The organism is Sphingomonas sp. BAUL-RG-20F-R05-02 (assembly GCF_022662305.1).
Classification (GTDB): domain Bacteria; phylum Pseudomonadota; class Alphaproteobacteria; order Sphingomonadales; family Sphingomonadaceae; genus Sphingomonas.
This window is the reverse complement of record NZ_JAKNQH010000003.1, coordinates 258,325-277,015: the sequence shown is the minus strand read 5'-3', so window position 1 is coordinate 277,015 and position 18,691 is coordinate 258,325. Positions and strand designations below refer to the sequence as shown.

The 18,691-nt window shown below is 65.2% G+C and carries 10 protein-coding genes; 9 read left to right on the top strand and 1 reads right to left on the bottom strand.

The window, feature by feature from the left end; genetic code table 11:
- Positions 1 to 67: 67 nt before the first annotated feature.
- Both L8F97_RS09360 and L8F97_RS09355 read left to right on the top strand, forming a co-directional pair.
- Complete coding sequence (locus L8F97_RS09360) at positions 68 to 3,052, top strand: TonB-dependent receptor plug domain-containing protein (protein ID WP_242148785.1); 2,985 nt, start codon at positions 68 to 70, stop codon at positions 3,050 to 3,052.
- A gap of 71 nt (positions 3,053 to 3,123) precedes the next feature.
- Positions 3,124 to 5,193, top strand: a complete 2,070-nt coding sequence (locus tag L8F97_RS09355; RefSeq protein ID WP_242148783.1) for an alpha-L-arabinofuranosidase C-terminal domain-containing protein — start codon at positions 3,124 to 3,126, stop codon at positions 5,191 to 5,193.
- Between the two features lie 30 nt (positions 5,194 to 5,223).
- On the opposite strand, the gene L8F97_RS09350 is transcribed toward L8F97_RS09355, so the two are convergent.
- Complete coding sequence (locus L8F97_RS09350; protein WP_242148781.1) at positions 5,224 to 8,217, bottom strand: glycosyl hydrolase family 28-related protein; 2,994 nt, start codon at positions 8,215 to 8,217, stop codon at positions 5,224 to 5,226.
- Between the two features lie 217 nt (positions 8,218 to 8,434).
- On the opposite strand from L8F97_RS09350, the gene L8F97_RS09345 reads away from it, so the two are divergent.
- The 7 genes from L8F97_RS09345 (at position 8,435) to L8F97_RS09315 (ending at position 18,578) form a co-directional block, all read left to right on the top strand.
- Positions 8,435 to 9,886 carry a DUF1593 domain-containing protein gene (locus L8F97_RS09345; RefSeq protein WP_242148779.1) on the top strand — a complete coding sequence of 484 codons (1,452 nt, stop codon included), beginning with the start codon at positions 8,435 to 8,437 and terminating at the stop codon, positions 9,884 to 9,886.
- 16 nt (positions 9,887 to 9,902) lie between these two features.
- Complete coding sequence (locus L8F97_RS09340; protein ID WP_242148777.1) at positions 9,903 to 11,282, top strand: glycoside hydrolase family 43 protein; 1,380 nt, start codon at positions 9,903 to 9,905, stop codon at positions 11,280 to 11,282.
- Positions 11,283 to 11,304: 22 nt separating this feature from the next.
- Positions 11,305 to 14,232, top strand: coding sequence for a TIM-barrel domain-containing protein (locus L8F97_RS09335; RefSeq protein WP_242148776.1), 2,928 nt, complete (start codon positions 11,305 to 11,307; stop codon positions 14,230 to 14,232).
- Positions 14,233 to 14,425: 193 nt separating this feature from the next.
- A complete protein-coding gene (locus tag L8F97_RS09330; RefSeq protein WP_242148774.1) occupies positions 14,426 to 15,610 on the top strand; it encodes an acyltransferase family protein in 1,185 nt (394 codons plus the stop codon).
- A 142-nt stretch (positions 15,611 to 15,752) separates the two neighbouring features.
- On the top strand, positions 15,753 to 16,115 hold the full coding sequence (locus L8F97_RS09325) for a phosphonate transporter (RefSeq protein WP_242149090.1): 363 nt from the start codon (positions 15,753 to 15,755) through the stop codon (positions 16,113 to 16,115).
- Positions 16,116 to 16,125: 10 nt separating this feature from the next.
- A complete protein-coding gene (locus L8F97_RS09320) occupies positions 16,126 to 17,415 on the top strand; it encodes a sensor domain-containing diguanylate cyclase (RefSeq protein WP_242148772.1) in 1,290 nt (429 codons plus the stop codon).
- Positions 17,412 to 18,578, top strand: coding sequence for an AMP-binding protein (locus L8F97_RS09315; protein WP_242148770.1), 1,167 nt, complete (start codon positions 17,412 to 17,414; stop codon positions 18,576 to 18,578). Before L8F97_RS09320 ends, L8F97_RS09315 begins: the two co-directional genes overlap by 4 nt.
- The last annotated feature ends 113 nt before the right edge of the window (positions 18,579 to 18,691 follow it).

Here is an 18,691-nt window from a genome sequence, read left to right as displayed (position 1 = left end):
AGGCACCGCCCAAAGGTCGCTCGCACGCGGCTGCCGGGCTGGGGAAATTAACACAGGGGAGATCAAGATGCCGTTGAAAGCTTTGGATTGCCGCAAGTCCCTTCTGCACAGCGCTTCGCTGGCCGCAGTCGCGATATGCCTGCCGTTGCCCGCCTTTGCGCAGGCGCCGGTCCTGCCGACCAACCAGCCGCCTGCCGCCGAGGCTCCCGCCGCGCTCGACCGCGCCGGGCCGGAGGCGTCACGTGCCGATGCAGCAGCCAGCGATATCGTCGTGACCGGCTCGCGGATCGCGACGCGGGGCTTCACCGCACCGACGCCAACAACCGTGATCGGCGCGCAGGACATCGCGCAGAACGCGCAGCCCAACATCTTCAACACGATCGCGCAGTTGCCGTCGCTGCAAGGCTCGACCGGCACGCAGGTCAACACGTTCAGCACGTCGAGCGGCCAGCAGGGCCTAAGCTCGTTCTCGCTGCGCGGCCTCGGCGCGATCCGCACGCTGACGCTGCTCGACGGCCAGCGTGTCGTCGGCGCGAACGTGACCGGCGTACCCGACGTCAGCCTGTTCCCGCAGTTGCTGGTGCAACGTGTCGACGTGGTCAACGGCGGCGCGTCGGCCTCCTACGGCTCGGACGCGGTCGGCGGCGTGGTCAACTTCATCACCGACACGCGCTTCACCGGCATCAAGGGCAACGTCCAGGGCGGCATCACCACCTATGGCGACAACAAGCAGATCCTGGCGCAGCTCGCGATCGGCCACGCCTTCGGAGACGGCCGCCTGCATTTCGTCGCCAGCGGTGAATATGCGCATGACCAGGGGGTCGACGGCGGTGATTACGGGCTGAAGATGGCGGGCGGCCGGACATGGTTCGACCAGACCTCGATGATCGATCGCGGCATCCTCAACGACGGATCGCCGCAGTTCATCATCCGCAACAACGTCCAGTCGAACAGCTTCACCAAATACGGCCTCATCACCGGCGGCCCGCTTCAGGGGACCGCATTCGACGCGTCGGGGCAGCCGTTCCAGTTCCAGTACGGATCGAACGGGACGCCGACGCGCAAACCGACCGGCGGCGTCAACGGCTGTTTCGGTGGCCTCTGCCTGGGCGGCGATCTGTCAGGCAACATCGATGTTGGCCGTTCGCTGCAATCGGCGCTCCAGCGCGTCGGCGGCTACACCCGCGTCGGGTTCGATATCGCGCCGGATAACGAGCTGTATTTCACCGTCAACGTCGGGCAGGTGAAGACCAACAACCAGCCGGTCAACGGCATGAACAAGCCGGGTCTGACGCTGCAATGCGCCAACCCGTACGTCCCCGCCTCGATCCAGGCGGCGTGCGCGACTGCCGGCATCTCCAGCTTCCAGTACGGAACCAGCAACGCCGAACTGGGCAACACCCGGGTCTATACCAACCGGCGGCAGTACCGCTTCGTCGGCGGCGCGAAGGGCAAGGTGCCGTTGCTCGGCAGCGAATGGTCCTACGACATCTATGGTGAGCACGGAACGAACTACACCAGCGTCGATGTGAACAACATCCTGCTCACCCCGCGCTTCAACGCCGCGATCGACGCGGTGCTGCTGAACGGCGCGATCGTCTGCCGCAGCGCGGTCGCACGCGCCAATGGCTGCCAGCCACTCAACATCATCGGCAACAACCCGTCCGCCGAAGCGCTGAGCTATGTCACGCCCGACGCTGGGCCTTACCAGCGCACCCGGCAGACGCAGGACGTGTTGAGCCTCAACTTCTCCGGCGCGCCGGTCAATCTGTGGGCGGGCCCGCTCTCGATCGCGTTCGGCGGCGAGTTCCGGCACGAATTCTACAAGGTCCGTGCCGACCCCTATGGTGCGGGCTTCGCCAACAGCGGACCCAGCAGTGACTATCCGCTCGATCCGATCCTCAACGCCAGCGGCAACGGCAACTGGTATGCGGGCACCTACAAGAACGGGCGCGGCGCCTACAGCGTGAAGGAAGGCTTCTTCGAGGCCAATTTGCCGATCCTCGACTCCGAAGCGCTGGGCAAGGCGAACGTGAACGCCGCCGCGCGCTACACCGACTACAGCACCTCGGGCGGTGTATGGGCGTGGAAGGTCGGCGGCACCTGGGCGCTGCCGATCGACGGCTTCCACATTCGCGCCGTAACATCGCGCGATGTGCGTGCGCCGAACCTTTCGGAACTGTTCGCGGCCCCTGTCACACAGACGCTGCCGAACTTCTTCGATCCATATACGCGGACCAACGTGCTGGTCGTGCAGAACCAGATCGGCAACACGGCGCTCAAGCCGGAAATCGCCCGCAACACGACCGCCGGCATTACCCTGTCCAATCCCAAGTGGTTGCCGGGCCTCAACCTGTCGTTCGATTACTATAAGATCAAGATTAACGGCGTGATCTCGGGGCTTGGCGCCAACGACATCGTCAATTTCTGTTTCCAGAACATCCTCACCTCGACCTGCAATTCGTTCAACCTGAACCCGGCCAACGGCCAGACCTTCATCAACGTGCAGTCGTTCAACCTGGCGTCGATCGACACGGATGGCTTCGATATCGAGGCTAGCTACCGCTGGGCGCGACCGCTTGGTCTGTCGGGCAATTTCACGGTGCGTGCGCTCGCCACCCACGTCATGAAGTTCGTGACCGACACCGGCCTGCCGGGCACCATCCCGGTCGACAGCGCTGGCGACAACACCAGCAACACGCCCGACTGGAAATGGCTGGCGATCCAGAGCTACGATACCGACAAGTTCTCGTTCCTGTTGCAGGAACGCTGGTTCAGCGATGGTACGTTCGGCAACAAATACATCGTCTGCGCACCCGGCTCCTGCCCGGTGTCGAACAACAACCACCCGACGATCGACCAGAACTTCTACCCCGGCCGATTCTACATGGACGTCGGCGGCAGCTACAACATCCGCAAGGATCTGACCGCCTATTTCAAGATCGACAACATGTTCGATGTCGATCCGGCATCGTCGACGATCTTCAACAACCCGTCGCTGTATGATCAGCTCGGCCGGACCTTCCGTCTGGGCGTCCGCTTCAAGATGTAACTCCCCCCGGAGCTTGGGCGCGGCACCCCCGCCGCGCCCTTTTTTTCCCATCTGCCACGGGACCGACGACCATGAAAGCGATCCTCGCCACCGCCTCCGTCGCAGCTCTGGTCGCCGGCACGCCGCTTGCCGCCGCGCCTGCGCCGGTCGCGGTCCACATCGACACCGCCCGGCGCGCAACCCCGGTCAGCGCGCACGAATACGGGATGTTCATCGAACCGATCGGCGGACTGGTGAACCGCACACTTTGGGCCGAACTGCTCGACGATCGTAAATTCTATTACCCGGTCGTGTCGCCATCGCACGACACGCCGCCACCGCTCAACGCGGAGGGCAAGCCCGGCGTCGAATATCGCAAATGGCGCCCGGTCGGCGCTGACGATGCCGTGACGATGGACACCGCCGCGCCGTACGTGGGCGCGCAAAGCCCGAGCGTGACGCTCGCCGGCAGCGCACCGCGCGGGCTGGCGCAGAGCGGCTTCGCGGTGCTGGCCGGCAAACGCTACACCGGCCATCTGTGGATCAGCGGTGATGCCGGCGCGACCGTGCAGGTCGCGCTCGTGTGGGGGACGCGTGCCGACCAGCGGCAGAGCATCGCCCTGCCCGCCCCCGCCGCCGGCTGGCATCAGGCGGACTTCGCCTTTACCCCCACCGCAGGCACCACCGATGCACGGCTGGAGATCACCGGCACCGGCACCGGCGCTTTCCGTATCGGTGCGGTGTCGCTGATGCCGGCGGACAACATCAACGGCTGGCGCGCGGATACGACCGCGGTGGCGCGCTCGCTGAAATCGGGCTTCTGGCGGCTGCCCGGCGGCAACTTCCTGTCCGACTGGGACTGGCACGAGGCGATCGGCCCGCGCGACCAGCGCGCGCCGATGTTCGACCATGCGTGGAGCGCGATGCAGACCAACGACCTCGGCATGGACGAGTGGATGGAGCTGTGCCGCATCATCGGCGTGGAGCCCTATGTCACCGTCAATGCCGGGCTTGACGACGCCAATTCGGCGGCGGAGGAGGTCGAGTATCTCAACGGCGCCGCCACCAGCGACTGGGGCGCCAAACGCGCCGCCAACGGTCATGCCGAACCCTATAAGGTGAAATGGTGGAACATCGGCAACGAGCCGTTCGGCTGGTGGCAGATCGGCAAGACCTCGCTCGATTACTACACGATCAAGCACAACGACTTCGCCGCGAAGATGCGCGCCCGCGATCCATCGATCGTGCTGATCGCGTCGGGCGCGATGCCGGACCAGCTCCATGCCAAGGGTGTGAAGCAAAACTCCACGCTGGAGAGCATCCAGCCCAAATTCGGCACCGAGGAGGATTGGACCGGCGGGCTGTTCGCCAGATCCTGGGGTAATTTCGCCGGCATAACCGAACATTGGTATGATCGCGGCGAGGATCGCCCCAATGCCCCGCCTGCCGACGCGTTGATGGAGTTCGTGCGCTCACCCTCCAACCACATCCGCATGGAGGCGCTGGAATGGGGCATCTACCAACAGCGTTTCCCCAAGCTCAAAGAGTCCGGCGTGTTCCTGTCGATCGACGAATATGCCTATATGGCTGGCCCGCCGACGCTGAAATCCTCGCTCGCCTACGCGACCGTGTTCCAGGAAATGCTTCGCCATACCGATTTCCTGAAGATGGCGGCGTTCACCACCGGCGTCTCGACGATGGACATCACACCCGAAGGCGCGACGCTCAACGCCACCGGCATAGTGTTCAAGCTGTTCGGTGAGCATTTCGGCGAAGGGACCATCCCGGTCGCGCTAGACGGCGCCTCGCCGCAACCGGAACCCCTATACCCGGTCGGCTACGCGCATCCGAAGGTGGTCGCGGGCAGCCCGACCTACCCACTCGACGTGATCGCCGGCCTCTCGCCCGATGGCACGATGTTGCGCGTCGCCGTGGTCAACGCGACCTTCCAGCCGCAGCGGCTCGCACTGTCGCTTGCCGATGCGAAGCTGCGTGGCTCCGGTACGCGCTGGCTGCTCGCCGGCAAGACGCTGACGGCGGAGAACAAGGTCGGCAAACCGGCCGGCGTGACGATCCGCGAGAGCAAGGTGAGCGGCGCGGGTCGCGGGCTGATCGTGCCGCCCACGTCTGCGGCGATCTACGAACTGCCGCTGACGCGGTAACTGGGCGCGGCCTCCCGCCGCGCCCGCGATTTAAATCGCCGTCGCGTACAGCGCGTGATGGGTGAGGATGAACAACGTCCGCCCGTCACGCCCGCCCAGCACCAGCTGCAGCGGCCGCTCGGGCGTATCGATCCGCCGCAGCTCCTTGCCGTCCGCGCCATAGACGAACACCTGCCCGTCGGCCACGTACAACCGGCCATCCGGGCCCTGCACCGCGCTCTCGCCGCCGCGCGGCGCGATGATCTTGAGGTCGCTCAACGCCCCGTCCGCGCCGACCAGCCCGCTATAAGTGCGATCCTCGGAGGAATTGGCCAGCACCACGCGCGATCCGGTCGCCGCCCCGACCAGCCCGTAGGCGTCCAGCGGATCGGACCAGCGCCAGCCCTGCTGATCGTCCGGCCCCTGGTTCCACACCCGGAAGGCCGGCAGCACCAGCGATCCGTCCGGCGACACATATTGCCGTGCCTTCGCCTCTCCCATCTTGGTGGTGAAGAAGTCGGCCAGCGTCGGGTAAACGTAGGTCTTGGGATCGATACGGTCGTCGAATTCGCCGTTCGCCCACACGTTACCGGGCAACAAAGTCGTCGCGCTGGCGTGCGGTGTGGTGTCGGTCGGCGCGATCACGTGCACCTGCGCCGGCTGTTTGGGGTCGATGCTGTACACCGTGCCATCGCGCCCGGCAGAGGATAGCACCAGCAGCTTGCCCGACCGGTCCACCGCCAGGCTGACCGGATCGAGCGGCAGATCGGTCACCGTCGTCAGGCCGGCGGCCCGCGTCCAGCCGTGGATACGGTTATAGAACCGGTCGATGAAGTAGAGCTTGCCCTCGGCATCGACCGCAGCGCCCGCGATCGAGTAGAATCCATCTGCCAGTTTCTCGACGCCCGGCGTGACCGGCACGCCGCTCGCGGTTGCCGCAGCGCCTGCCGCCGGCACGTCCAACTGCGCGAAGTTGCGTTCGCGCACCTGTACCTGGCGGGTCACGTCGGTGATGGCATTCTCGAACGGATATTTGCTCGCCCGCGAAAACGTGCCGCAACCCTTCATGTCGCAACTGGCGAAGCCGCTTTCGGCGTTCACCAGCACGTTGCGGAAGCGGAGGTCGCCCGAGTTGAACAGCCGCACCGCAGTGTCCATCGGCTTGGCGGTGCGCGTCACGCGGTACGAGTGATAATTGGCGAACAGGATGTTGCGGGAATCGTGAAACCCGGTTGAGATCGCATTGACACCGTCGCGCACCTCTTGCTCGGTCTGGGGCGCGAGGAACTCCCAGTTGGCGACATTCTCCAGCACGATCTCGTGCCGGTAGTGATGTTCCGCCGACAGTTCGTAGACATGGCCCGGCGTGGTGGTGTTCGACACCCGGAAGCCGGCCGAGGCAAGCGTGTTGGGCGACCAGATGCCCGAGAAGGTACCACCGCCGCCATCCGTCACCCAGATGCTCGCCTGCTGACCGTCCGGCCGCACGCGCGGATCGCCAGGCTTGGCCTGCGTGGTGCCATCGCGCAGCATCGGACCCTCGATCCGCACGTCATCCACCAGCGAGGCGGCACCCGCCCTCCACACCAAAGCACTCGCACGCGGGTTGATGCTGCCCGCCCACAGGCCGAGGCCGGACACGATCGCAGCGCCGCCCTTCGCGCTTTGCAACAGCGCCTTCGGGCTGCCCACGCCGGCAAACGCGGCCTCGTCGTCGCGCAGGAACAGCCGGGTGCGCGCGGGGTGCAGCGCGATCAGAACGCTGTCCGGCCGTAGCGTCAGCGTATCGCTGATCCGGTAGCGGCCACTCGGCAGGTACAGCACGCGGTGGGTGTCGATCGCGCGCTGGAGCGCGGCGGTGTCGTCACTCTCGCCGTCGCCCCGCACGCCCAGATCGCGCGCGTTCGCCCACTCCGCTACCGGCGGCAGCGGCCGGATCGCCGGTGCAGGCGCGGCCGGCATCCGCGCGAGCGGCACGATGCTCGCCTCCGTCGCGTACGCGCCCATCTGCCCAAGCGCGCCGATCTTCAGCCCATAGGAGAAGTCCCGTACCCGGTATTGCGCACCCTTGCCCGGCACGGTTACGCCGCTTTCCCGCATCCGCGCGAACACCGGCACGCCGCGTGCCACCGCATTGTCGAAGCCGATCTGGGTGTGGACGTTGTTCTCGTTGGAGATCAGCACGGCTGCGTTCGACACGTTGTCGAACCGCACGTCCCTGCCCCAAAGCGAATCCGAATAGCCGCGATCGATCTCGATTCCGACCGGCGTGTTGCTGATGCCGACGTTGACGAGCGTCAGCCCGGCCTCATGCTCGCGTATGGCGGCGTCACGCTGGCCCTCGAAGGTCGTGTCGAGCAGCGTGAACGGCCACATCGGCGCGGTCTTTTCTGTGACGATACCGTAGCGCCCGCCGAAGAAGTGCAGGTCCTGGCAAGCGTTGCCGACCTGATACACGCCCGCGAGACCCGACCCCATGTGGAAGTCGATATGCCGCAGATAGGCGTGCTGCGCGACGCGGAAGCGCACCGCCACCGCGCCGGCATTGCCGCTGCCGACCTCGAAATCGACGTTGGCGAGGGCCGAGTAGAAGGTCGTCTGCGTCGCGTCGAAGATAGTGGGGTCGAACGGCACGGTGGTACGCGGCGGCACGGCGGGTTTGCCGGAGCGGAACTGATCCTCACCGGTAAAGGCGACCATCGCGGCGACGCCGCTGCCGAACCCCGGCGTATCGTCCGCCAGCACGATCACCGGCCGCGTCTTGCCAACCCCGAACACGCGGACGCCCGAGCGCAGCAGGATGCTCCGCGTGATCCGGTAGCGCCCGCTCGGCAGGAACACGAGGCCGCCACCGTCCGGCGTTGCCGCCGCGTCGATCGCGCGCTGGATCGCGGCGCTGTCGTCTGTCCGGCCATCGCCGATGCCGTGCACGGTCACCGCGCGCGCATCCGGCGGGGCGGTGCGATAGACCGAACCGGTTTGCGCTGCCGCGATCGAGGGCGTTGCCGCCGCCAACATCGTACACACCAGAAAAGCTGCCTTCATCGTCGTCTTCCCCTGTGACGCCGCGTGAGCAACGCTTTGAACATCCGCCTCGATCTGACACCTAGTCGATGTTAACGTCAACATCTTGTCTGCGACGTCGGTGGGGTTCTGCTGCACCTCGCGGACCCCACGCTTGCTTTCAGTAGGACTAATGAAACACAATTGGTTAGGAACCGCATCAAGGTCAGATCAATGGCCACGAGAGGGAGGGCGACGGATGCTGAGGTTCTGGGCCATGATGGGCGGTGCCGCGCTCCTCGTCGCGCCGATCGCGGCGGCAGCTTCGGAAACGCCGATGGCTGCGCCAGCGCAGAAGCAGCGCTTGATCGTGCTGAGCGATATCGAGGCAGACCCGGATGATACGCAAAGTTTCACCCGCCTGCTCCTGTATGCGAGCGAGATCGACCTGGAAGGGCTGATCGCGACCACCTCGGTCCACATGAAGACGGCGATCCACCCCGATTCCATCCGCCGCATCCTTCACGCCTATGGCAAGGTGCAGCCGAACCTCGCGCTGCACGAAACCGGCTATCCGGGTGCCGATCGGCTGCTCGCGCTCGTGCGCGACGGGCAGCCGGGCTACGGTATGGCGATGGTCGGCGCGGGCAAGGACACCGCCGGCTCGCGCCTCATCATCGCGGCGCTGGAGCGTACCGATCCGCGACCGCTGTGGGTGACGGCGTGGGGCGGCGTGAACACGCTGGCGCAGGCGCTCTACACGATCCGCGAGATGCGCAGCCCCGCCGAGGCGAAGCGGCTGATCACGAAGCTGCGCGTCTATACCATCTCGGACCAGGACGACAGCGGCGCGTGGATCCGCCGCACCTTCCCCGACGTGTTCTTCATCGTCAGCCCCGGCGGCTACGGTGCCGGCACGTGGACCGGCATCAACACGCTGATCGACGGCGCCGACAACACGACGATCAGCAACACATGGCTGCGCGAGCATATCCAGCAGGGCCACGGCCCGCTTGGCGCGGTCTATCCCGATGTCGCTTACGGGATGGAGGGCGATACGCCGTCCTGGCTGTCGCTGATCCCCAATGGCCTGAGCGTGCCCGATCATCCCGATTGGGGCGGCTGGGGCGGCCGCTACGAATATTACACGCCACCGATCGCCACCGTCGATCCGAGCGGGTTCAGCAACGTGCCCATCGAACCGGAGACGCGCCCGATCTGGACCAACGCGATCGACAGCTACATGCCTTGGCAGCAGCGCGAGTATGGCCGCGCGCAAACTCCGTCGGATCGGCAGATCAAGGATTTCCGTGCCGGCATCTGGCGCTGGCGCGACGATTTCCAGAACGATTTCGCCGCACGCATGATGTGGACGACCGAGCCGTTCGCCCACGCCAACCACCCGCCGGCGGTCAAGCTCTCCACGCCCGAGCGGATTACCGTTAAATCTGGCCAGCGCTTCGTGCTGAGCGCGATCGACAGCACCGATCCCGATGGCGACAGCCTCAGCTTCCAGTGGTTCCATTATGCCGAGGTCGGCCATTGGCGCACGGTGATCCCAAATGGCATCGCCGCCAACATCCATACCGTCGATTTCACAGCGCCCAAGGTGACCGAGCCGCGCGAGGCACATTTCATCGTCCGCGTGAGCGACAAGGGCTCGCCGCCGCTCACCCGCTACGCCCGCGTGATTGTCACCATCACGCCCTGATCCGGGAGACTTCTCCATGCCACGCCTCGCCCGCCTGTTCGCGCCCGCGCTACTTGCTGCGGCAGCGCCGCTTGCTACCGCGCAGGCGAGCGCGCCGATCATCCAGACGCGCTTCACCGCCGATCCCGCGCCGGTGGTGCATGACGGCGTGGTCTATCTCTACACCAGCCACGACGAGGACGATGCCGAGGGTTTCAGGATGCTCGACTGGCGGCTGTACAGTTCGACCGACATGGCGAACTGGACCGATCGCGGCGTGGTCGCATCGCTCAAGACCTTTCCCTGGGCGAACCAGACCAACGACGCCTGGGCGCCGCAGGTGGTCGCGCGGAACGGCAAATTCTATCTCTATGCGCCGATCACCGTGGCGGGATCGCCGCGCAACGTGATCGCGGTCGCGGTCGCCGACAACCCCGCCGGGCCGTTCCGCGATGTGCTCGGCAAGCCGCTGATCGCGCCGGGCGAAGGCTATTTCGATCCGACGGTGTGGATCGACAGGCAAGGTCAGGCCTATCTCTACTGGGGCAATCCGGACCTGTGGTACGTCAAGCTCAACCCCGATATGGTGAGCTATTCCGGCCCGATCACCAAGGTACAGCCCCGCATCACCGATTATCAGGAAGGTCCGTGGTTCTACGGCCGCGGCGGCCATTATTATATGGCCTTCGCCTCGACCTGCTGCTCGGAAGGCATCGGCTATGCGATGAGCGACCGCCCTACGGGTCCGTGGACGTACAAGGGGCCGATTATGGATCACGATACGCGTGCGACCGGCAACCACCCCGGCATCATCGACTATAAGGGCGGATCATACCTGTTCGGCTTCAGCTACGAGCTGAACTTCGCGCTTACCCCGGTTCACCACGAGCGCCGCTCGGTCTCGGTCGCGAAGTTCGATTACAATCCGAACGGCACCATCGCGAACCTGCACTGGTGGGACAAGACCAGCGCGCCGCAGATCGGGACGCTCAACCCCTATGCACGCGTCGAGGCGGAGACGATCGCCTGGACCTCACGGATCAAGCGCGACCGTGATCGGCCCTATGCCTGGACGTTCGGCGTCACCACGGCGCAGGACGATAGCGGTACGGTGTACGTGACGCGGACTGCCGATCGTAGCTACATCAAGATCGCGGGTGTCGATTTCGGCGTGAGCGGCGCGAAGGCGTTCCGCGCGCAGGTCGCCCACGGTACCCCAAACGCGACCATCGAGTTGCGGCTCGACCGGACGGACGGGCCGGTCATCGGCACTCTTCCTGTCGCCGATGCGCGCGCATGGCAGGAGAAGACCGCTGCCGTTTCGAGCGCGAGCGGCGTCCATGACCTGTACCTGATCTTCCGGGGCGGCGGCGCGCCGTCGCTGGTCGATATGGATTACTGGCGGTTCGACCGCTGACGTGAACGGAAAAGGAAAACGCATGAAAGCACGCTGGATCGCCACCGCCGCCATGATGGTCGCGGCGAGCCCCACGCTCGCGCAAGGCCCTGCCGCGCCGACGGGGCTCGATCCGCTTGGGCAGATGCAAGCGGTCGCGCCCGCCAAGAATGCGGCGTTCCACTTCCAGCGCTTGCGGAACGGCGTGCAGTTCACGCTTGGCGGGGTGACGAAATCGGTGATCTTCTATGCACCCGGCGTGGTGCGGGTGACCGCCAATCTCGGGCAATCCTACTGGACCGCGCGCAGCCTCGTCGTGATCCGCACGCCCGGCGACGTGCCCTTCACCATCACCGAAAGCGCCGACACTCTCACCCTCAACGGCGCGAAACTGCGCGTCACGATCGACAAGCGCAGCGGCGCGGCCAGCTATTACGATGTCTCCGGTCGCCTGCTCACCCGCGAAAAGGCGGACGCACCGCAGACGATCAGCAAGCGCACGATCTCCAATGCGCCGACCTACGAGGTCGAGAACCGCTTCACGCTGAAACCGGACGAGGGCATTTACGGCTTCGCTTTCACCAGCGACAACGACGTGAACCGGCGCGGCAAGGATCTGCTGCTCGTCCAGACCAACGTCGGCATCATCATTCCCGTCATGGTCTCGACCGAACGCTACGGCGTGCTGTGGGACACCTATTCGCAGATGCGCTTCACGGACGATGCCGATGGCGCGCGCCTGTGGGCGGAAAGCGCGCCGGGTGGCGTCGATTATTACATCATGGCCGGCGACACGATGGACGGCGTGGTCGGCGCGTACCGCTGGCTGACCGGCGACGCGCCGATGTTTCCCAAGCAGGCGTTCGGCCTGTTCATGAGCAAGGAACGTTACCCGACGCAGGATCGCATCCTTGAGGTTGCCCGCACTTTCCGCCGCGAACAGTTCCCGCTCGATTACATCGTGCAGGACTGGCAATATTGGGGCAGCGACAAGGACGGCACCTGGTCGGGCATGATGTGGGATCCGAAACGCTATCCCGACCCGGCGGCGATGAGCCGCGAGATCCACGATCTGCACATGAAACTGATGGTGTCGATCTGGCCGTCGGTCGGCAACGACACGCCGCTCGCGCACGAACTCGACCGCTACGATCTGCGCTTCAAGCCGCTGCACTGGATCTCGAAACAGGCGCGCGTGTACGATGCGTACAGCCCGCTTGGCCGCAAGATCTACTTCAAATATGTGAAGTCCGGCCTGCTCGACAAAGGCGTCGACGCGCTGTGGATGGACGGCACCGAGGTCGAAGTCAGCTCGGCGATGTGGAACCCGGTCGACAACGTTCGCGATACCAAGGCGCTGGGCAGCAACGCGCTCGGCGACTTCACGCGCTATCTCAACCCCTATTCGCTGATGACGACGCAGGGCACCTATGACGGCGAGCGCGCGACCAGCGACAAGCGCGTCTTCACCCTCACCCGCTCGGCCTGGGCGGGCGCACAGCGTACCGCTGCGGCATCCTGGTCGGGCGACATCTACGCCAACTGGAAGACGTTCGCACAGCAGGTTTCGGGCGGCGTCAACGTCACCATTACCGGCAATCCGTACTGGACGCAGGACACCGGCGGCTTCTTCGTCAGCGATTTTCCCGGTGGCGAGAAGAACGCGGCGTGGCGGGAGCTGTTCGCGCGCTGGTTCCAATATGCCACGTTCAACCCGATCATGCGCGTGCACGGCACCAACGTCGAACGCGAGCCGTATATCTTCAAGACGCTCGATCCGGCAGTGTACAAGACGCTGCTCGACAGCGTGCACCTGCGCTACCAACTGCTGCCCTATATCTACAGCCTGAGCGCGAAGGTGACGTCGGACGGCTATACGCTGATGCGTGCGTTGCCGATGGACTTCCCCGATGATCCGGCGGTGCGCAGCATCAACGACAGCTTCATGTTCGGATCGTCGCTGCTCGTTCACCCGGTCACGCGGGCGATGTACAACATCCTGCCTTCCGCAGCGACGACGGTACCGGCGGACGTGCTGCGCACCGCCGACGGCAAGCCAGGGCTTAGCGTGCAGTATTTCGCGGGCGAGAACTTCGAGAAGGCTGCCGGGACCGCGCTCGACGCGAAGATCGACCACACCTGGCCCGACCCGCCGCTTGCCGAAATGCCCGCCGGCCTGACATCGCTCAGCCACTTTTCCGCGCGCTGGCAGGGCGATCTGATCGCGCCCGAGGATGGCGAGTATGAGATCGGGCTGACCGGTAACGATGGCATGCGCCTGTTTCTGGCCGGCAAGCCCGCGATCGACGACTGGAACCGCAGCGCGACACGCTCGCGCGTGGTGCGGTACACGCTCCGGAGGGGCGAGCGACTGCCGGTGCGGCTCGAGTTCTTCCATCCAGAGGGCGGTCGCGTGTTCCGCTTCATCTGGCGCACGCCGAGCGAGTTGAAGCGCGATGCCGCGACGCTCAGCGCACCGCGCGACCTGACGGTGCGGACCTACCTGCCACGCGGCAGCGAGTGGTATGATTTCTGGACCAACCAGCGCTATCGCGGCGGCGAAACCGTCACGCGCGAGGCGCCGCTCGACGTGGTGCCGCTATACGTGCGCGCCGGTGCGATCGTGCCGATGGGCCCAGTGCTGCAATATGCCACCGAACGACCGGATGCGCCCTATGACGTGCGCATCTATCCCGGCGCGGACGGCCGCTTCACCCTGTATGAGGATGACAACGAGACCTACGCCTACGAAAAAGGCCAGTCGGCGCGCTACGATCTGCGCTGGGACGATGCCAAACGCACGCTGACGATCGGTGCGCGGCGTGGCACCTTCCCCGGCCTCGTCAAGCAGCGGATGTTGCGGGTCGTGGTGATGGACCGTCCCGGCGACGCGGCGACGACGCAGCCCGAGATGCGCACCGTCCGTTATGACGGCAACGCGCTCACCCTGCCCTTCGGCAAGGGAAACTGAGGATCCCTCGTCGCGCTGCGGCCCTGCCTCCCGGCAATCGGGATCGCGTCGATGCCAACCGGTCGATCTTCCCGATCGTGCCGCGGCGAAGCTGGCAGAAGATGCAGCGATCGCTGCTGGCCCACGCGTCGACCCGGCGCGGATCTGTACGGGCTGCCCAGCGTCGCAGTCCCCGCGCTCAACCGAGGGCACAATGATGCGTTCCGCTCACACACACGATGCAGCGCAGGTCGAACGTCAGACACTGCGGCCAAATCAGCCCGGTGCAGACGCGACAGCCACGGGCAAACAGCATTTCGAGGTGCTTGACGGCCTGCGCGGATCGGCTGCCCTGCTCGTCGTGCTGTTCCACATCCAGGGGATCACCGTCGGCTGGCAGGGCTCCAAGATCCTGCTGCATCACGGCCCGCTGGCGGTGGACTTCTTCTTTGCCCTGTCCGGCTTCGTGATTGCCTATGCCTATGACAATCGCTGGGGCGGAATGCGCGTCCGCCAGTTCCTTACCTTGCGATTGATTCGCCTGCACCCGATGGTGATCCTGGGCGTGCTGCTCGGCTTTGCCAGCTACCTTCTCGATCCATTCGCCGGCGATGCGCAGGCGGCGTCGTGGCGGATGGTGCTGGTTGCGCTTGGCATGGGGCTGCTGTTGCTGCCGACCTGGTCGCTGCCGAACCGGTTCGGCGATACGCACACCTTGAACGGCCCGTGCTGGAGCCTGCTCCAGGAGTATGTCGGCAACTTGGCCTACGCGCTCGTGCTGCGGCACCTGTCGGCGCGGGTGCTCGCCGTTCTGGCGGTGCTGAGCGGTCTGGTGCTGGTTGCCTGTGCCGGCGCGCTGGGATCGCTGGATCAAGGGTCCGACTGGCGCAGCGTCTGGATGGCACCGGTCCGTCTGTGTTTCCCGTTCCTGACCGGTATGTGGCTCTTTCGCGTGAAGGACCGGCTGCCTTGCGTGCGGCTGGGATGGCTTCCGCTCACCGCGGTGATGATCGGCGTCATGGCGCTTCCCACATGGCCGGAGGTAGGCGGCCTCAAACTCAACGGGCTTTATGAAGCGGCCTGTGTCGTGTTCGTGTTCCCGGCCATGCTTGTCCTCGGCGCGCATTCCGAGCCAGGCAGGGGCATGCTCGGCCTGTGCAAGGCGAGCGGACGCATTTCCTACCCGATCTACATGGTCCATTTCCCGTTCCTGTATGTCTGGATGAACTACGTCGCCAACGAGCACGCCACGTCCGCGCAGTTGGTCGTGATCGGGCTGGCGCTGGTGCCATTGGTCCTGCTCGCTTCCGGGGCGGCCTACGAATATTGGGACAAGCCGATCCGACGTCGTCTCCGGATGTGGCTGCATGATCGCCTTGCGATCACGCAGCGGCCCTGAATGGCGCGTCCGGTACCCCCATCCTGCTTTCGCCTCCCGTTAGACCTGGCGAGCGTGGCAAACTTGGGCTGCTGTTCGACGATATTAGCTGCCGGTTAACATCGATCGGGCATGTAGCACGCAACCTGGAGTGCCTGTGCCGATGTCGGAAGCTAGCTTTGAAACGGTCGCCATCGGCGATCTCGACGGAATGACTGCGGACGAGCGAGACGCCCTGCCCTTCGGGGTTGTCGGCTTTGGCGCAGACACGAACGTTGCGATCTATAACGCAACGGAGGCGCGCATGTCGGGCCTTGACCCCTCGACGGTTGTCGGCGTGCCGTTTTTCGACGCGGTCGGACAATGCATGAACAACTTCATGGTGGCGCAACGGTTCGAAGACGAAGCCGCGATCGACGATATCATACCCTATGTGCTGACCCTGCGCATGCGCCCGACAAAGGTTCGCCTTCGTCTGCTCGCAGATCAGGAAATACCGTATCGTTACATACTGATCGAACGATGAGGCCATAACCATGACCGAGAAATCGAGCGAGGAGCAGCTTCTAGAGTTCCTTTATGCGTGCCCTGTCGGCTTGATCGAATGCGATGCTGCCGGCGAGATCGCGATGATGAACCCGCATGCCATGCAGCATCTGTTGCCGCTCGCGGGTACGCGCGATGCCAGCAACCTGTTTGCCGCGCTTGAGCAACACGCCCCGGAGTTGCGCAGCCTTTGCGCCGCCTACACGCCGGCCGCCGGCAAAATTTGCGACGGGCACCGCATTTTCGTCGATCTGGGTGGGGGCCGGGGCAAAACGGCGCCAAAAGTGCTCGCATGCACGATGGTCAAGCTTGGGGCCGACCGTCTGATGGTGACCTTGTCGGACATCAGCCAGCAAGTTGCCCAAGAGGAACGGCTGCGACAAGCCGATACGTGGTTCGCAACCCTGCTGGACGGCGTGGCGGAATATGCCGCACTTTCCATCACCCCGGACGGCCTCATCACCTCCGCCAATCCCGGCTTTACGCGGCAAACCGGCCACGACTGCGCAACGGTCATCGGCCAAAAGCTGGCAGAGGTCCTGCAAACGGACCCAACGGGCGGGGATTTGCGCCTTGAGGAGCAGGTCGAGATCGCGCAGCGAGACGGCTGGCATCTTCAGGAGGGATGGCAGCAGCGCCGCAATGGGGGACGTTACTGGTGCCAGCGCCTCGTCGTGGCACGGGCGGATGATGCCTCATCGCTCCCGACCGGCTTTTCCGTCGTGCTCCGCGACGTGCCGAGGCGTGAAGCCGCTGCCGAGGATATTCGCCGCCTGCTGACCTGCGATCACCTCACCGGCGCGTCGAACCGGAGACATTTCAGCCAGGTAATGGAACGCGAGCAAGCGCACTGGCGCGAGTTGCGCCATTCGCTGGCGCTGGTGGTCCTCGACCTGGACCATTTTAAAATCGTCAATGATCGATACGGGCACCCCGTCGGCGACGCGCTGCTCTGCAAAGTCGCTGAAGCCTGTGCGGCACTCCTGCCGCCGCGGGGCATCTTTGCCCGTCTTGGCGGAGAGGAATTCGGGGCACTGCTGCCGCGTTTCGACCTCAATCAGGCTCTGAACCTCGCCGAAGACATGCGGGCGGCAGTCGCGGATTTGTGCATCGATACACCGATGGGCAAGCTGGGCGCGACGGCAAGTTTCGGCTGCGCCACATTGGAAGAAGCCAACGGTTCGATCGACGCCTTGATCGCCTTGGCCGATCGCCGGCTCTACGCGGCGAAACACAGCGGTCGGAACCAGGTGCATCGGCCCCAAGCCCGCGCGGCATGAGTTCGGCGCTTCCCCGCTCGGCGGTACAGCGGATCGCCCGCGCCGTCGTCATGGCGGAAGTCGGGCGCTTGCGCGAACGCGGCCAGCCGGGCCTGCCAGCGGATATTTGGCCTGATGCAATGCCGATCGGTGACGACGGCCTCGGCCTGGACTCTCTGGAGCAATTAGGCGCGCTTGGCGCCTTGGCGGAGATGTTCGGGCTGGACGACCACCTGCTCGGGCCGGAGCCACCGCGCGTGGTCGGAGCGTGGGTGGACTGGATCATGGCCCGCCACGACCCTGGCGACGACGAACTGACGGTGATGACCTCCGGTTCGACCGGTCAACCCCGGCCATGTGTCCATGCCATCGCGGACCTCCTGACGGAGGTTCGGTTTCTGGCGACGCAGCTCGGCGGCCGGCGTCGTGTCGTGGCCTTGGTGCCTGCCCATCATCTTTATGGCATCATCTGGACGGCGCTCCTGCCGACCGTGCTGAAGGTCCCGGTGGTGGCGCGCACGTTGGGCGCCCCCCTCGATCTCGCCTCGGGCGATCTGGTGGTCGCTGTTCCCGATCAATGGCGCGCCATGGCTCGGCTGGTCCGCTCGTTCCCGGAAGACGTCGTGGGATGCAGCTCGGCCGGCCCGCTCGACGCAGCTCTCGCAACGGACCTGCTCGCCGCCGGGCTGAGCCGGCTCCTTGATGTCTATGGATCCTCCGAAACCGGCGGGATCGCCGTTCGCGATCTACCTGACGACGCCTACGATCTGCTGCCGCGTTGGCGGCTGGCGCCCGCGGGCGAAGATGATTGGCAATTGTACGATGCCAAGGGGCGCAGCTACAGCCTCCCCGACCATGTCGAGCGGATCGGAGAGCGCAGGCTCCGGCCGATCCGTCGACGGGACGGTGCGGTCAAGGTCGGTGGCGAGACCGTGTGGCCCGCTCGTGTAGCCGACACGTTGCGGCAGATCGATGGAGTCGCCGATGTGGCCGTCCGGCAGCATGACAACGGCCGACTGAAGGCCTTCATTGTGCCGGATGGCACCCGGGAACCGACCGAACTCTCCGCTGTGATCGAAAACATCTGTGATGTTCGATTGTCCCCTGCCGAACGTCCGCGCAGCGTCCGGTTCGGCGCTGCGTTGCCCCGCAACATAATGGGCAAACTGGAAGACTGGGCATGATGCCGGCCACCGGTCCTGCGCCGGCGCCCCGCTCTTTTCGGCCCCCTAACCCGCCGCTCGTTCAGATCACGACACCATAGCCTCCGCGTGCGAAGACCGCGCGTCGATGACCC

Bases quoted from the DNA above. Each gene is read 5' to 3' on its own strand.
- L8F97_RS09360 (WP_242148785.1), top strand. From the start codon at position 68: ATGCCGTTGAAAGCTTTGGATTGCCGCAAGTCCCTTCTGCACAGCGCT.
- L8F97_RS09355 (WP_242148783.1), top strand. From the start codon at position 3,124: ATGAAAGCGATCCTCGCCACCGCCTCCGTCGCAGCTCTGGTCGCCGGC.
- L8F97_RS09350 (WP_242148781.1), bottom strand. From the start codon at position 8,217: ATGAAGGCAGCTTTTCTGGTGTGTACGATGTTGGCGGCGGCAACGCCC.
- L8F97_RS09345 (WP_242148779.1), top strand. From the start codon at position 8,435: ATGCTGAGGTTCTGGGCCATGATGGGCGGTGCCGCGCTCCTCGTCGCG.
- L8F97_RS09340 (WP_242148777.1), top strand. From the start codon at position 9,903: ATGCCACGCCTCGCCCGCCTGTTCGCGCCCGCGCTACTTGCTGCGGCA.
- L8F97_RS09335 (WP_242148776.1), top strand. From the start codon at position 11,305: ATGAAAGCACGCTGGATCGCCACCGCCGCCATGATGGTCGCGGCGAGC.
- L8F97_RS09330 (WP_242148774.1), top strand. From the start codon at position 14,426: ATGATGCGTTCCGCTCACACACACGATGCAGCGCAGGTCGAACGTCAG.
- L8F97_RS09325 (WP_242149090.1), top strand. From the start codon at position 15,753: ATGTCGGAAGCTAGCTTTGAAACGGTCGCCATCGGCGATCTCGACGGA.
- L8F97_RS09320 (WP_242148772.1), top strand. From the start codon at position 16,126: ATGACCGAGAAATCGAGCGAGGAGCAGCTTCTAGAGTTCCTTTATGCG.
- L8F97_RS09315 (WP_242148770.1), top strand. From the start codon at position 17,412: ATGAGTTCGGCGCTTCCCCGCTCGGCGGTACAGCGGATCGCCCGCGCC.